This is a genomic window from Oscillibacter sp. KLE 1745, assembly GCF_000469445.2.
GTDB classification, from domain to species: domain Bacteria; phylum Bacillota; class Clostridia; order Oscillospirales; family Oscillospiraceae; genus Oscillibacter; species Oscillibacter welbionis.
In genome coordinates this window covers 1-14653 of the sequence record NZ_KI271686.1, presented here as the reverse complement: position 1 = coordinate 14653, position 14653 = coordinate 1, and the positions used below count along the sequence as shown (strand labels likewise).

General features: G+C 63.7%; 12 protein-coding genes. 10 read left to right on the top strand and 2 right to left on the bottom strand.

Annotated features, from left to right (window positions below):
- The first annotated feature begins 242 nt into the window (after window positions 1–242).
- A complete protein-coding gene (locus HMPREF1546_RS03065; protein WP_036630880.1) occupies window positions 243–1310 on the top strand; it encodes a helix-turn-helix domain-containing protein in 1068 nt (355 codons plus the stop codon).
- 144 nt (window positions 1311–1454) lie between these two features.
- On the opposite strand, the gene HMPREF1546_RS03060 is transcribed toward HMPREF1546_RS03065, so the two are convergent.
- Complete coding sequence (locus tag HMPREF1546_RS03060; RefSeq protein ID WP_025545589.1) at window positions 1455–1757, bottom strand: DUF6506 family protein; 303 nt, start codon at window positions 1755–1757, stop codon at window positions 1455–1457.
- Window positions 1758–1857: 100 nt separating this feature from the next.
- Complete coding sequence (locus HMPREF1546_RS03055; protein ID WP_021750274.1) at window positions 1858–3516, bottom strand: ribonuclease J; 1659 nt, start codon at window positions 3514–3516, stop codon at window positions 1858–1860.
- Between the two features lie 454 nt (window positions 3517–3970).
- Between HMPREF1546_RS03055 and HMPREF1546_RS03050 the strand changes: the two genes are divergently transcribed.
- The 9 genes from HMPREF1546_RS03050 to ftsH all read left to right on the top strand — a co-directional run bounded on the left by HMPREF1546_RS03050 (window position 3971) and on the right by ftsH (window position 14625).
- Window positions 3971–4993 carry a substrate-binding domain-containing protein gene (locus HMPREF1546_RS03050; protein WP_021750272.1) on the top strand — a complete coding sequence of 341 codons (1023 nt, stop codon included), beginning with the start codon at window positions 3971–3973 and terminating at the stop codon, window positions 4991–4993.
- Between the two features lie 96 nt (window positions 4994–5089).
- The gene (locus HMPREF1546_RS03045) at window positions 5090–6283 is read left to right on the top strand and encodes an MFS transporter (protein WP_021750271.1); all 1194 of its coding nucleotides are present in this window, start codon (window positions 5090–5092) and stop codon (window positions 6281–6283) included.
- Window positions 6284–6414: 131 nt separating this feature from the next.
- On the top strand, window positions 6415–8424 hold the full coding sequence (locus HMPREF1546_RS03040) for a DHH family phosphoesterase (protein WP_036630878.1): 2010 nt from the start codon (window positions 6415–6417) through the stop codon (window positions 8422–8424).
- Entirely contained in the window at window positions 8421–8654 is a 234-nt protein-coding gene (locus HMPREF1546_RS03035) for a hypothetical protein (RefSeq protein ID WP_021750269.1), read from the top strand. Before HMPREF1546_RS03040 ends, HMPREF1546_RS03035 begins: the two co-directional genes overlap by 4 nt.
- A 14-nt stretch (window positions 8655–8668) precedes the next feature.
- Entirely contained in the window at window positions 8669–9118 is a 450-nt protein-coding gene (rplI, locus tag HMPREF1546_RS03030) for a 50S ribosomal protein L9 (RefSeq protein WP_021750268.1), read from the top strand.
- 241 nt (window positions 9119–9359) lie between these two features.
- A complete protein-coding gene (gene dnaB, locus HMPREF1546_RS03025; protein WP_021750267.1) occupies window positions 9360–10709 on the top strand; it encodes a replicative DNA helicase in 1350 nt (449 codons plus the stop codon).
- Between the two features lie 30 nt (window positions 10710–10739).
- Window positions 10740–12110, top strand: a complete 1371-nt coding sequence (tilS, locus tag HMPREF1546_RS03020; protein WP_021750266.1) for a tRNA lysidine(34) synthetase TilS — start codon at window positions 10740–10742, stop codon at window positions 12108–12110.
- Entirely contained in the window at window positions 12107–12661 is a 555-nt protein-coding gene (hpt, locus tag HMPREF1546_RS03015) for a hypoxanthine phosphoribosyltransferase (RefSeq protein WP_021750265.1), read from the top strand. Before tilS ends, hpt begins: the two co-directional genes overlap by 4 nt.
- A gap of 95 nt (window positions 12662–12756) precedes the next feature.
- Complete coding sequence (gene ftsH / locus HMPREF1546_RS03010) at window positions 12757–14625, top strand: ATP-dependent zinc metalloprotease FtsH (protein WP_021750264.1); 1869 nt, start codon at window positions 12757–12759, stop codon at window positions 14623–14625.
- Window positions 14626–14653: the final 28 nt, after the last annotated feature.

The following is a 14653-nucleotide window of genomic DNA, read 5'->3' as shown; positions in this document are numbered from 1 at the left end:
TCAGGTGCAGTCTGCGTCCCGCTGAATTGCCCGCGGCGGTCTGGAGTTCTGCCCTGTCTACGCGGGGAGGTTCGCCCAATGAGAGGCGCGCCCCGGAAGCCCGGTTTGGGGCACAGTGATTACAGCGATTTTTACCCATTAACCGCCGGTTAAAAGATCGTCAGAAAAATTGAACACCTGTCGATTGCAGCGCACCGCCGGAGATGGTATTCTGGGGACAGATCACAAGAGGGGGCTTTGCCATGCAGATCCACGAGATTATCCGCACCCGGCGGACGGCACTGGGGCTGACACAGGAGCAGCTGGCGGGGAAGCTGGGGGTATCAGCCCCGGCGGTGAACAAATGGGAAAGGGGAAACTCCTACCCGGACATCACCCTGCTGCCGGTGCTGGCCCGGACGCTGCGGGTGGACCTGAACACACTGTTGTCCTTTCGGGAGGACTTGACGGAGACGGAGATCGCGGAGTTTTTGAACCGGCTGTACGAGGTGTCCCGGACCGATGGGTGCGGCGCGGCCTTTTCCCTGGCAGAGGAGAAGCTGCGCCAGTTCCCCAACAGCGACGCGCTGGCATACAGCGCTGCGGGGCTGCTGGAGGGGCTTCTGACCCTGTTTCCCGGCACCGATGAGACAGCCCGGCCCGGCCGGGAGGACTTTGTCGCGGGCCTGTACGAGCAGGCCGCCCAGAGCGCGGACCCCAAAATCCGGGAGTGGGCGACCTATACCGTGGCGAGCCGTTGCATCTCCCGGGGGGATCTGGACCGGGCGGAGGCGCTGTTGGACCAGATCTCCAACACCCACCGGGACAAGCGGGAACTGCTGTCCGCCCTGCGGCGGAAGCAGGGGCGGACCGAGGAGGCCTGGACCCTGCTGGAGCGGGAGCTGTTCGACCGGGCCCACGGCATCCAGACCACGCTGCTGTCCCTGATCGAGATGGCCCAGGCAGAGGGGGACCGGCAGCGGGCCCAGGGCTTTTGCGACGCCGCCCGGCGGGCGGGAGAGGCCCTGGACCTGAGCGATTACGCAGTGCTGTCTGCCCCCTTCCAGCTGGCGGCGGCGGAGCAGGACGGCCCGGCGGCGCTGGACCTGCTGGACCGGCTGCTGCATAGCCTGACAGTGCCTTGGGATCTGAGTGCCTCGCCCCTGTACCGGCATCTGGCCACCAAAGAGGCCGCCGGAGAGGCCCAGTCGGTGCTGCTGGAGCCCCTTCTGGACCAGGTGGAGGCAGACCCGGACTGCGCCTTCCTCCGGGAGATGCCGGAGTATGGGACGATGGTGGAGAAGTACCGGCGCGCCGCAGATGAGGCATGAGCTGGCGGGACCCGCCGGACGGCGGATGAGACTGTCCGGTTCCACCGGTGCCAGGACGTGGCGTGCCGCAGTTCTGCATTCCCTGCGGACCGTGCGGGAAAAAGAAAAAGCGGAAGGACGAAAGTCCTTCCGCTTTCATGCGTCTCAGCCGAACAGGGCATCGCCGCTCTTGAAGCCCAGGCCGGGGTGGAAGTCGAACTTCACCGCGCCCACGGCCACGTCGGGACCCACGGCCCGCTGGATGCGGGCGATGCCCTCGTTGCCGAAGCCGGCGCACAGCTCCATAGCGGTGACGCCTCCGGCGGCCAGCTCCTTCGCGGCAGCCTCCGCCTCAGCGTAGGTCTTGCAGCCCACCACGTTCAAATGGATGCTAGGGGTGGATACCACGGTGCGGGTGGTCTCATCGGCATCGCCGATAAGAAAGAGAAATGCGGCTTGCAGTGCCATTGTTATGTAGACCTCCCTGAAAATCAAGAATCAGAGCGAACAGATAAGAGATGCCGCTTTCCCTGCGGCTCTCTTATCTGCACACCCGTTATCTGGTATGTCACAGTCTGGTGACCACGGGGATAACCATGGGATTGCGCTTGGTGGTTTTGAACAGGTAGCTGCTGACGGCGGACTTGACGGAACCCTTCAGTTCCCCGTCATCCCGGCCCCGCTTGCGGGAGACGTTCTCCGCCGCGTCCCGGGCCACGCTCTGCAGTTCCTTCATCAGGTCCCCGGACTCCTTCACGTAGATGAAGCCCCGGGTGATGATCTCCGGCTCGCTGAGGAGGTTGCCGTCATGGGCGGAGATGGGCAGGACCACCACCACCATGCCGTCCTCTGCCAGGCGCTTGCGGTCCCGCATGACCACGGCGCCCACGTCGCCCACGCCGGAGCCGTCCACATATACCTCACCGGAGGGAACGGTACCGCCCAACTTGATGGTCTTGGCCGTGATCTCGATGACGGAGCCGTTGTCGGCAATGGCGATATGGTTGCGGTCCATGCCCATGTCCTGGGCCAGCTGGGAGTGGATCTGGAGCATCCGCTGCTCGCCGTGGAGGGGGATGAAGAACCGGGGCTTCGTCAGGGCGTGGATGATCTTCAGCTCCTCCTGGCAGGCGTGGCCGGACACGTGAAGCATGTCGGCCCGATCATAGACCACCTTGACGCCCTTGCGGAACAGCTCGTTGATGACCCGGGACACCGTCACCTCGTTGCCGGGGATGGCGCTGGCGGAGATGATGACCTTGTCCCCGGCGCCGATCTCCACCTGCTTGTGCTGAGAGAAGGCCATGCGGTACAAGGCGCTCATCTCCTCGCCCTGGGAACCGGTGGTGACGATGACCTGCTTGTTCTTGGGCAGGCCCTTGATCCGGTTGATGTCCACCAGGGTGTTCTTGGGCACCTTCATATAGCCCAGCTCTGTGGAGACCTTCATGATATTTTCCATGGACCGGCCCGTGACGGCCACCTTCCGGCCGAAGGCCGCGGCGGCATCCAGCACCTGCTGGATCCGGTGGACGTTGGAGGCGAAGGTGGTGACGATGATCCGGTCCTCGCATCCCTGGAACTGGCGCTTGAAGGTGGCGCCCACCGTCTTTTCAGAGGGGGTAAAGCCCGGACGCTCCACATTGGTGGAGTCCGCCAGCAGTGCCAGGACGCCCTCCTTCCCCAGCTCGCCGAAGCGGGCAAGGTCGATGACCTCCCCGTCGATGGGGGTGGAGTCGATCTTGAAGTCGCCGGTGTGGACGATGGTGCCCATGTGGGTGTGGATGGCAAAGGCCACGGAGTCGGCGATGGAGTGGTTCACATGGATGAACTCCACAGTGAACTTGCCGGCCCGGACGCTCTTGCCCGGCTCCACCGTGATGAGCTTGGTGCTTTTCACCAGCCCATGCTCCTCCAGCTTCAGCTTGATGAGCCCCGCGGTGAACCGGGTGCAGTAGATGGGCATGTTCAACTGCTTGAGCACATAGGGAATGGCACCCACGTGATCCTCGTGCCCGTGGGTGATGAACAGACCCCGGATGCGGGCCCGGTTCTTGATGAGGTAGCTGACGTCGGGAATGATGAGGTCGATGCCGTACATGTCGTCCCCGGGGAAAGCCATGCCGCAGTCCACCACGATGATCTCGCCGCCGTACTCATAGGCGGTCATGTTCTTGCCGATCTCATTGAGACCGCCCAGGGGGATGATTTTCAATTTTTCTGCCATAGATCGATGATACTCCTTTGAAAAAATATGTAAAATACCCCCATAACAGCGGAAATGGCGCAAAATGAGCGCACGCAAACAAGAGACGCCCGTAGCCTGCGCGGCCCCGTTTCGCCGGCAGGGGTTCGGTCACGTCATTCCGTTGAAACCGTATGGGGTTTTATTTGACTGAGGCGGAGCGGCGCTCCGCACCAGTGAAATACTGTGGAACTGTGTAAAAAAGGGCGGAAAAGCAGTTGCTTCTCGACGCGCACTTTGTTATACTGAAACGAAGGCGCGGCCCAGGCAGAGGCACGCCCCGCGGCGCTCCGACAGCCGGCGGCCTGCCGCCGGCGGACACGGAAGGCCGCACCATTCTGCCCCTAGTATAGCACAGGTCAAGCGTTTTGTATACATTTTTTTCAAGAAAACCAAGATGACCGGCGGAAGGGCCGGAGAAAGGGAGTGAAGGGACATGCGGGCAACGATCAAGATGATCGCAGAACGGGCGGGCGTCTCCATCGGCACGGTGGACCGGGTGCTCCACGACCGGCCGTATGTGAAGGAGGAGGTCCGGCGGCGGGTGCTGGAGGTGATGGAGGAGCTGGATTACCAGCCAAACCGGGTGGCCAGCGCCCTGGCCACCAGCGGCATGGCCCGGCATTTCGCTATCATCCAGCCCACGTGGGAGAGCTATGTGGGCGAGGCCATGGCCGCTGGCGTGGCGAAGTTCCGGCAGGACCGTCAGGACTACAATGTGAGCGTCACCATCCACCCGTACCGCCAGGGGCGGATGGAGGACTGCCTGCACCTGCTGGACACGCTGGCGGAGGAGGTCCAGGGGATCGCCCTGTGCGCCGCGGATTGCCCCCAGGTGCGCCAAAAGCTGGAGCTCCTGGCGGAGCGGCGGATGCCGGTGGTGACCTTCAACTCCGACATTGCAGGCGCCCGGCGGCTGTGCTACGTGGGAGAGGACGCCCACCACGCCGGCCGGGTGGCCGGGGACATCGCCGCCAAGTTCCTCAGGCCCGGAGACCGGATGCTGCTGGTGTACGCCGACCACGGCTACGCCGGACACAAGGGCCGGGCAGACGGCTTTCTGGAGCGGCTTGCGGAGCGGGGGCTCCGGCAGGAGGACTGCCGGGTGGCAGAAACCCACGACAACTATGATGAGACACTGGCAGCGGTGACCGCCGCTTTGGCGGAAGAGCCGGACCTGAAGTATATCTACATGGCCAACCGCTCCGTGCCTGCGTGCATGGAAGCCCTGCGCGGGGCCGGCCGGATGGGGCAGGTGCGGGTTCTGGCCCACGACAACAGCCCGGAGACGCGGACCTTCCTGCGGGAGGGACTGCTGGACTTCATCATTGACCAGAACCTGACCTACCAGAGCCGCAAGGCCCTGTCGCTGCTGTTCGACGCAGTGGTGGAGCACCGGACGCCGGAGCGGGACTGTTTCTATCCGGAGAGCCCCATCCTCACGGCGGAGAACTGCTGAAAGACTTTCTCCGGCGCCGGCTTCCCGCGGAGGCCGACTCTGGGGGAAGCTGTTTTTGGGAAAAGCTGTGTACGCAAACAGAAGGAGAACCGTGTCATGGAACAGACGAAAAAGCCGCTGCCTGGAGCGGTACTGCTGCTGGCGGCCCTGGGATTTGTGCTGGGGACCTGCGAATTTGTGATTGTGGGCATTCTGCCGGAGATCGCGGAGGGGCTGAACACCTCTCTGGCGGCAGTGGGAAAGCTGGTATCGGTGTTCGCCGCCTGCTACGCGGTGGGGACGCCTGTGATCACTGCAGCTACCGGCGGAATCTCCCGCCGGAAGCTGCTGGCGGTGCTGATGGGGGTGTTCCTCCTCACCAGCGCGGCAAGCTTTGCCGCTCCTAATGTGGCGGTGCTGTATGCCACCCGGGTAGTGGCGGCGCTGGTGTCCGGTACGCTGACGGCGGTGGCCATGCTCTATGCCAAGGAGGTCGCCGCCCCGGAGCAGACCGCCCGGGCCATCTCGCTGGTATACGGCGGCTTTTCCGTGGCAGCGGTGCTGGGAGTGCCCCTGGGCACTGCCGTGTGCCAGATCCTGGGCTGGCGGTGGACCTTCGCCGTGATCCTGGCTATGGGCGCAGCGCTGCTGCCGCTGCTGCTGCGCTCCCTGCCCGCGGTGCCGGCACAGGCGGACAGCGGGCTTCTGAAGTCCTTTTCCATCCTATGGGACCCCCGATGCTCCCTGTGTGTGGGGATGATCCTGTGCAGCGCCTCCGCCACCTATATCGTGTACACCTATCTCTCGCCGATCCTGACAGAGACACTGGGGCTTCCAGCGGGGGCGGTGAGCCCGCTGCTGCTGGTGATGGGAGCGTGCAGCGCCGCCAGCAATCTCATCTCCGGCCGGCTGGGGGAGCGGGGCGGCCTCCGGACCCTGCCCATGGCCTTCGCCGCCCAGGCGGTGCTGTTTGCCCTGCTGCCGCTGCTGCTGGGAAACCGGTGGGCGGGCCTTGCGGGGGTCTTTGCCATGGGGCTGCTCATGTACCTGCTGAACACCCCGGCCCAGATGCACGCGCTGTCTCTGGCAGAGCAGGATTACCCCTTCGCTTCCAGCCTGTGCGCCTCCGTACAGCCGGTATCCTACAACTTCGGCATTGCTATCGGCTCCTTCATCGGCAGCGCCGTGCAGGAGGGGTGGGGATTCCGCCCCCTGGGCCTGCCGGCGGCAATGTTCGCCCTGGCGGCACTGGGGCTGAACCTGCTGCTTCTGCGCGCCAACGGCCGCCGGACGGCCGCGGCGGCATCCTGAGGACCATCAAAACAGGCTCGGGCCGGATCAGCCCGGGCCTGTTTTAACAGTTGCTTCTTGTGGGAAAAACTGCTATACTATTCTCCAATATGGGTATGTATGCGTCCCTTTCAAAAGGAGACCTGATCGAGATGAACAACAAGAAGCTCTCCCGCCTGCTGGAGCCCAATCTCAAGCTCTACTTCCTCTGCATGATCGTCTTCGCGGCGGCCACCGCCACGGTGAGCCTGCCTCTGGGACTGGTGGAGATCGCCTGCACCGTGGGCCTGTATGCCTATTTCACCAACCGTAACCAGAAGCGGCGGCAAAACATCCTCCAGTACATTGATAATGTCACCGGCAGCGTGGATACCGCCAGCAAATCCACCCTCATCAACTCTCCGCTGCCCATCATGGTGTTCCGACCGGACACCGGCGAGGTGATCTGGAGCAATGAGAACTTCCTGCAGCTGGCCGGCGTGCGGGAGCACCTGTTCGAGATGAAGGTGGAGGATGCAGTACCGGATTTCCCCGTTCAGTGGATGCTGGAGGGAAAGCAGGAGTGCCCGGACCGGGTGGTGATGAACAGCCGGCGGTTCCGGGTGTACGGCAGCCTGGTGCGGGCCAAGGGCCGGGGGGCCGAGCAGAACCTGGTGGCCACTACCTACTGGGTGGATACCACAGAGGCCGACGACCTGCGGGAGCGATACACCGCCACCCGGCCGGTGCTGGCCATTTTGATGGTAGACAACTACGAGGACCTGATGAAGGCATGCGCCGATACTCAGCGCAGCGCCGTGCTGGCCCAGATCGACGAGAAGCTGAACAACTGGGCCGCCTGCGCCGACGGCCTGCTGCTGAAGACGGAGCGGGACCACTATCTCTTCATCTTTGAGGAATGCCACTACGACCACTTTGTGGAGGAGAAGTTCTCCATCCTGGATGCCATTCGGGAGATCAAGGTGGGGGATGTGTGCCCTACCCTCTCCATCGGCATTGGCAAGGATGCCGACGCTATGGCGGAGCTGTACCGCAACGCCCGTCTCAGCCTGGAGATGGCCCTCAGCCGGGGCGGAGACCAGGCGGTGGTCCGGGGAAAGGTGGACTTCCAGTTCTACGGCGGCCGCAGCAAGTCCACGGAAAAGCGCACCAAGGTGAAGTCCCGGGTCATGGCCAGCGCCCTGAACGAGCTGATGGCCGACGCGTCCGAGATCTATATCATGGGCCACAGCTTTGCGGACATGGATGCCGTAGGCGCCGAGGCGGGGCTCTACTGCATTGCCCGCAAGCACGGCAAGCGGGCCCAGATGGTCATTGATCTGGAGCACAACGCCGCCGGAGCGGTTTTGGCCAAGCTCCAGGCGTTGCCGGAGTATGCGGGGGCGTTCACCTCCGGGGCGGAGGCATTTTTGAAAATGAGGCCGGGCGCTCTGGTCATTGTGGTGGACACCAACCGCCCCGACATGGTGGAGAGCCCCCAGCTGCTGGAGTCCAGCAACCGGGTGGCGGTGATCGACCACCACCGCCGGGCGGCCAGCTACATCGAAAACGCTGCCTTCAGCTTCCACGAACCCTATGCCTCCTCCGCCAGTGAGCTGGTGACGGAGCTCTTGCAGTATCTGGTGGAGCCCGCCGATCTGCTGCGGGAGGAGGCGGAGGCGCTGCTGGCCGGCATCGTGCTGGACACGAAGCACTTCACCCTGCGCACCGGCGGCCGGACTTTTGAGGCGGCGGCCTTCCTCCGCCGGGCGGGGGCCGACACCACCGACGTCCAGCGGTTGTTCCAGAGCGATCTGAGCGAGATGGTGTCCCGCTACGACATCATCCGCCGGGCGGAGCTGTACCGGGAGGACATCGCCGTGGCGGCCATCGACCAGGAGGGCGTGGACCGGGTGACGGCGGCCCAGGCGGCGGACGAGCTGCTGAGCCTCAAGGGCGTGAAGGCGTCCTTTGTGGTATTCCCCAGTGGGGAGAACGTGCAGATGTCCGCCCGTTCTCTGGGAGAGGTGAACGTCCAGGTGATCCTGGAGGCCCTGGGCGGCGGCGGCAACTCCACCACTGCCGGCGGCCGTGTGGAGAACACAGATGTGGAGACGGTGAAGAGTCGTCTGCTGGAGGCCATCGACGCGTATTTTGAAAAGAGAGGAGGAGCGCGGCCATGAAGCGGTTTCTTTCCACATTTGGCATCTGCTTGGCGCTGGTGGAGGCATTCATCTTTTTCGGAGGATACCAGCTCTTTGATTTCAGCCGGCGCTGGTATTTGGCAGGCGCGTCCATCGCCCTGGTTCTGGCGGTGCTGGTGTGCATTCTGGTTCATCAGAATGACCGGCTGGAGGCGCTGGAAAAACGGACCCGGCAGCTGGAGGAACAAATTCAGAAACAGAACGACTAAAAGGAGACGTTATCATGAAAGTGATTTTACAGCAGGATGTGAAGGGCCAGGGAAAAAAGGGCCAGATGGTGGAGGTGTCCGAGGGCTATGCCCGGAACTTCCTCCTGCCCCGGAAGCTGGCTATCGCCGCCACGGCGGACGCCATCAACACCATGAACCTGAAGGAGAAGGCCCGCAAGGCTGAGGAGGCCCGGCAGAAGGCGGAGGCGGAGGCCACCGCCGAGAAGCTGAAGGAGTGCATGGTGAAGCTCACCGCCAAGGCCGGCAACGGCGGGCGGCTGTTCGGCGCCGTCACCACCAAGGAGATCTCCGACGGGCTTAGGCAGCAGTTCGGCATCGACATCCCCAAGCAGAAGCTGGTGTTGGACGAGCCCATCAAGGCGTTCGGATCCTATCAGGTGAAGGCCAAGCTGGGGTTTGAGGTCAACGGGACGGTGTACGTCTCCGTGTTTGAGGAAAAATAAAGGGAGTTCCTCTGTTTGGGGGCACACTCTGGGGGAGAGGAATGGGCCGCCATTGCGGCAGTCTCGGGGGCTCCTGCGCCCGCAGGGGTGCGCCCCCGCTCTCTTTTTTGGCTGTGCCAAAAAGAGAGTGCGCCGCGCCCGGTGGAAGAGAAAAGGCGCTTGGCGCGCTCTGGTACAATGGCCCTTCGCGCTTTCCTAACCCAAACAGGTGGACTCCTATTCACAGCGAGGTGACAGTAAGATGGCAAACGAAGACCTTCTCCTGCGGCAGATGCCCCACTCTCTGGAGGGGGAGCAAGCCGTCCTGGGCTCCATGCTCATCGACGCGGACTGCGTCAAGGATGTGATGGACAAGCTCCGGCCGTCAGATTTTTACCTCCGGCAGAACCGGGAGATTTTTGAGACCATCTACTCCATGTTCACCTATGCCAAGCCCATCGACGGCATTACCGTCTGTGAGGAGATGCAGAAGGCGGGCACCTACGACGAGAACACCACCCGTTCCTATCTGGCCCAGCTGATGGAGATCACCCCCACCAGCGCCAACGTGATGGAGTACGCGGCCATCGTCCGGGACAAGGCGTTGCTGCGGGGCGTGGCCCAGGCCGCCGCCGAGATCACCGCCATGGTGCAGGAGGGCGTGGGCGAGGCCTCCGAAATTCTGGAGGCGGCGGAGCAGAAGGTTTACGCCGTCCGCCGGGGACAGAGCGCCCAGGACATGGTGCCCCTGCGGCAGGTGCTGCCGGAGGTGCTGGACCGGCTGGGAGAGATGAGCGAGAGCGAGAATCACCTGCCGGGGCTCTCCACGGGTATGTCCGCGGTGGACCAGAAGATCACGGGCCTGAACAAGTCGGACCTGATCCTGCTGGCCGCCCGGCCCGGCATGGGCAAGACCTCCTTTGCGCTGAACGTGGCCCTGAACGTGGCCAAGGCCGTCCACAAGACAGTGGCCGTCTTCTCCCTGGAGATGAGCCGGGAACAGCTGGCCACCCGTTTGCTGGCCTCCGAGGCATTGGTGGAGAACAACCGCCTCAAGACCGGCGCCCTGCGGGAGACCGACTGGGAGAAGATCGCCGGGGCCGCCACCATCCTGAATAAGGTGGATATCCGGATCGACGACAATCCCATGCTGTCCGTGGCGGACATGAACGCCAAGTGCCGCCGGCTGGATGATCTGGGCCTGGTGGTGATCGACTACCTGCAATTGATGACCTCTGCCGGCGGCAAGGGCTACGCGGGGGAGAACCGCCAGCAGGTGGTGTCCGACATCTCCCGGATGCTGAAGATCATGGCCAAGGAGCTGAACGTGCCGGTGATCTGCCTGAGCCAGCTGTCCCGCGCCAGTGAGAAGCGGGACGACAAGCGGCCCATGCTGTCGGACCTGCGGGAGTCCGGCGCTATCGAGCAGGACGCAGACATCGTGCTGTTCCTGTACCGGGATGACTATTATAATGAGGATTCGGAGAAGCACAACATCGCTGAGTGCATTGTGGCGAAAAACCGCCACGGTGAGACCGGCAAAGTAGAGCTGCGGTGGATGCCGGAATACACCCAGTTCTCGACCTTGGATACGAGGTACGACGAGGACTGAGGTCTGTTTTGGGAGAGGTGAGGTACGGACATGGAGGAACTGCTGTCCCGCTGTCCCCGGTGGGTGCTGCCCGGTCCGGGGAGTCCGGCCCTGTGCGCCGTGTCCGGCGGGCTGGACTCCATGTGCCTGCTGGACCTGCTGGACCGGTGGTGCCGGAAGCGGGACGGCCGGGTAGTGGCTGCCCACTTCAACCACCGGCTGCGGGGCGCGGAAGCCGACCGGGATGAGACCTTCGTCCGGGACTGGTGTGCCGCCCATGACATCGCATTCGTCTCCAGCTCCGGGGACGTCCGGGGCCTTATGGAGCGGGAGGGCCTCTCCCTGGAGGAGGCGGCCCGGAAGCTCCGGTACGATTTTCTTCGCCAAGAGGCGGAGAAGCTGGGGCAGCATATCAAAATCTACACAGCCCACCACGCCGATGACAACGCGGAGACCATTCTTTTCAACCTGATCCGGGGCACCGGCGTGGCGGGCCTTACCGGCATGGCCTACCAGCAAAACGGCATTTGCCGGCCACTGCTGGACGTGACAAGGGAAGAGCTGGCGGCCTACGCCGCCGCCCGCCACATCCCCCACGTGGAGGACACCACCAACGCCGACCCCGGCGCCGCGGCCCGAAACTTCCTCCGGCTGGAGGTCATGCCCCGCTTGAGGCAGATCAACCCCAGAGCTGTGGAGCACATCAACGACGCCGGACGCCGCCTGCGGGTGGCGGACCAATCACTGGAGGAAGAGGCCGCCCGCCGTACTGCCCATGTGGAGGTGCAGGAGGGGCGGGTGACCTTATCCCGGCAGGCATTGGCAGAGGCCACGGACGCCGTGCGACCCCGGATGCTGCTGCGGCTCTTCGACCTTTTGGGCGTGGGGCGGAGGGATATCACAGCCGCCCATCTGCAGGACATCCTGCACCTGACCCGGGATACCCTCTGGGGCCGGGAGGGCCGGGTGGACCTGCCCCAGGGCGTCACCGCCCGGTACTGCCGGGAGTGGCTGATCCTGGAGACCCGGCCCCAGCTTTTGACGGAGGTCCAGCTGTTGCAAGAGTGCCCCGTCGCCTGGGGCGATTACCGGATCACCCTGCTGGATCACCGGGAGGGGGAGGGACTTGCCCTTCGGCCCTGGCGGCAGGGGGAGCGGATGGGCCTGACGGTGGGCCCTGCGGCGCCGGGAGACCGTCTGGTTCTGCCGGAGACCCACGGGGGCGGCCGCAGCATCAAACGGCTGTGCATGGACCGCCGGATCTCCCTCTCGGAGCGGGACCGGCTGCCGGCCGTCTACGCGGGAGGATGCCTGGCGGCGGTGTGGCGGCTGGGCGTGGATATGGCGTTTGCAGCACCGGAGGGGGAGCCCTGCCGGTTCATTCAGATTACCGAAGCGGCAAAGGAGAGAGATTTGATATGAAAAGCGAGATGGAAAGGGATATCCTGAAGGTCCTGGTGACAGAGGAGGAGCTGAAGGCCCGCATCACCGAAATGGGCGCGGAGCTGTATGAGCAGTTTCATGGCAAGAACCCGCTGTTTCTGGGCGTGTTGAAGGGGTCTTTCGTATTCATGGCGGACCTGGTCCGGGCTTGCCAGGTGAAGAGCGACGTGGAGTTCATCGCCGTCAGCTCCTACCAGAACGCCACTGTGTCCTCCGGCCGGGTGCAGATCACCCACGACCTGCAGCAGGACATCACCGGACGGCACCTGATCATCGTGGAGGACATTCTGGACTCCGGCAACACCTTGGCGTTTTTGAAAGACTACTTCATGACCAAGGGAGCGGCTTCCATTACCATCGTGACGCTGCTGGACAAGCCCTCCCGCCGGACTAAGGCCATCACCGCCGACCTGGCGGGGTTCGTGGTGCCGGACGAGTTTGTGGTGGGGTATGGGCTGGACTACTGCCAGCAGTACCGGAACGTGCCGTACATCGGGGTTTTGAAGCCGGAGGTATACTCCGGGGAGTGAGGCGATACGCCCTGTTTTGGGCGGACTCCGCCCAATCGTAACATGAAAACAGTCTCCCATTGCGTCCCAGGCAATGGGAAAGGAGGCTTCTGCTCGTGACAAAACAAAGACGGCTATCCAATCTGAGCTTCGTACTGCTGGCCCTCGTGATCCTGCTGTGTGTCAACTGGCTCTGGCAGAACGACAACCATGTGGACCAGCTGGAATACTCCCAGGTCCGCCAGCTGTTCCTGCAGGAAAAAGTGACGGGGCTGACCATTGACAGCGGCGGCACACTGACCCTGGAGCTGCGGGAGCCGGTGAACGGCAGCGAGACCGTGCGGTATGAGCTGTACAGCTTCCAGCTGTTTTATGACGACTTCAATGACCTGGTTCAACAGCAGTATGCGGAGGGTATCATCCAGCACTATGACTACCCGGAGCCGGTGCGCACCAACTGGCTGCTGGAGCTGCTGCCCTTCCTGCTGACGGCGGTGATCCTGGGGCTGATGTGGTACTTCCTGGTGATTCGGCCCCAGGGAGGTGGCATGGGACCGGACAAGATGGCCAAATTCGGCTCCGCCCGGACCCGGATGCTGACGGACAAGGACAAAAAGGTCACTTTCGACGACGTGGCCGGCGCCGATGAGGAGAAGGAGGAGCTCCGGGAGATCGTGGAGTTCCTGAAGGACCCCAAGAAGTACCTGTCTCTGGGGGCCCGGATTCCCAAGGGCGTGCTGCTGGTGGGCCCTCCCGGCACCGGCAAGACCCTGCTGGCCAAGGCCGTGGCAGGGGAGGCCGGCGTGGGCTTCCTGTCCATCTCCGGCTCCGATTTCGTGGAGCTGTACGTGGGTGTGGGCGCCAGCCGCGTCCGGGACCTGTTCGAGCAGGCCAAGAAGAACGCCCCGGCTATCGTGTTTATTGACGAGATCGACGCTGTGGGCCGCCAGCGGGGCACGGGCCTGGGCGGCGGCCATGACGAGCGGGAGCAGACCCTGAATCAGCTGCTGGTGGAGATGGACGGCTTTACCGCTAACGAAGGTGTGGTGGTCCTGGCGGCCACCAACCGGGCGGATGTGCTGGACCCGGCGTTGCTGCGGCCCGGTCGGTTCGACCGGCAGGTGTACGTGGGCCTGCCCGACATCCGGGGCCGGAAGGAGATCCTGGAGGTCCACGCCAAGGGCAAGCCCCTGGCGGAGGATGTGGACCTGGGCCAGCTGGCCCGGGGCACTCCGGGTTTCACCGGCGCGGACCTGGAGAACCTCATCAACGAGGGAGCCCTGTTGGCCGCCCGGAAAAATCAGAAGTTCATCACCATGCAGGATCTGAAGGACGCGGAGATCAAGGTCATCGCCGGACCGGAGAAGAAAAGCCGGGTGATCCCCCAGCACGAGCGTGAGCTGACCGCCTATCACGAGGCAGGCCACGCTGTGGTGATGCATGCGCTGCCAGATCAGGACCCGGTGACCCAGATCACCATCGTGCCCCGGGGCCAGGCGGGCGGCATGACCATCTCCCTGCCGGAGGAGGACCGGTCTTATCTCTCCCGGCGGTATATGGAGGATCAGATCGTGGGGCTCTTGGGCGGCCGGGTGGCGGAGAAGCTGTGCCTGGGAGACATCTCCACCGGTGCCAGCAACGACATCCAGCGGGCCAGCCAGATCGCCCGGAAGATGGTGGCCACCTATGGCATGAGCGACAAGATCGGCACCGTAGCCTTCGAGTCCGGCCACGACGAGGTGTTCATCGGCCGCACCATGACCCAGGGCCGCAGCTATTCCGAGGCGGTGGCCGCCCAGATCGACCAGGAGGTCCAGCGCCTGGTGGCGGATGCCTATGACCGCTGCGAACGGATCCTGAACGACAACCGCGACAAGCTGGAGGCCGTGGCGTCCTATCTGCTGGAGCATGAGACCATGGAGCGGGAGGCGTTTCTGGCCGTGTTCGGCGAACAGCCGTTGTCCCTGAAAAAAGAAGAGGTCTGAGAAAAGGCCGCCGTCCGGAGAACCGGAC

What these genes read in the sequence shown, in the direction of transcription:
- HMPREF1546_RS03065 (WP_036630880.1), top strand. Translation starts at nt 243, where the DNA reads ATGCAGATCCACGAGATTATCCGCACCCGGCGGACGGCACTGGGGCTG.
- HMPREF1546_RS03060 (WP_025545589.1), bottom strand. Translation starts at nt 1,757, where the DNA reads ATGGCACTGCAAGCCGCATTTCTCTTTCTTATCGGCGATGCCGATGAG.
- HMPREF1546_RS03055 (WP_021750274.1), bottom strand. Translation starts at nt 3,516, where the DNA reads ATGGCAGAAAAATTGAAAATCATCCCCCTGGGCGGTCTCAATGAGATC.
- HMPREF1546_RS03050 (WP_021750272.1), top strand. Translation starts at nt 3,971, where the DNA reads ATGCGGGCAACGATCAAGATGATCGCAGAACGGGCGGGCGTCTCCATC.
- HMPREF1546_RS03045 (WP_021750271.1), top strand. Translation starts at nt 5,090, where the DNA reads ATGGAACAGACGAAAAAGCCGCTGCCTGGAGCGGTACTGCTGCTGGCG.
- HMPREF1546_RS03040 (WP_036630878.1), top strand. Translation starts at nt 6,415, where the DNA reads ATGAACAACAAGAAGCTCTCCCGCCTGCTGGAGCCCAATCTCAAGCTC.
- HMPREF1546_RS03035 (WP_021750269.1), top strand. Translation starts at nt 8,421, where the DNA reads ATGAAGCGGTTTCTTTCCACATTTGGCATCTGCTTGGCGCTGGTGGAG.
- rplI (WP_021750268.1), top strand. Translation starts at nt 8,669, where the DNA reads ATGAAAGTGATTTTACAGCAGGATGTGAAGGGCCAGGGAAAAAAGGGC.
- dnaB (WP_021750267.1), top strand. Translation starts at nt 9,360, where the DNA reads ATGGCAAACGAAGACCTTCTCCTGCGGCAGATGCCCCACTCTCTGGAG.
- tilS (WP_021750266.1), top strand. Translation starts at nt 10,740, where the DNA reads ATGGAGGAACTGCTGTCCCGCTGTCCCCGGTGGGTGCTGCCCGGTCCG.
- hpt (WP_021750265.1), top strand. Translation starts at nt 12,107, where the DNA reads ATGAAAAGCGAGATGGAAAGGGATATCCTGAAGGTCCTGGTGACAGAG.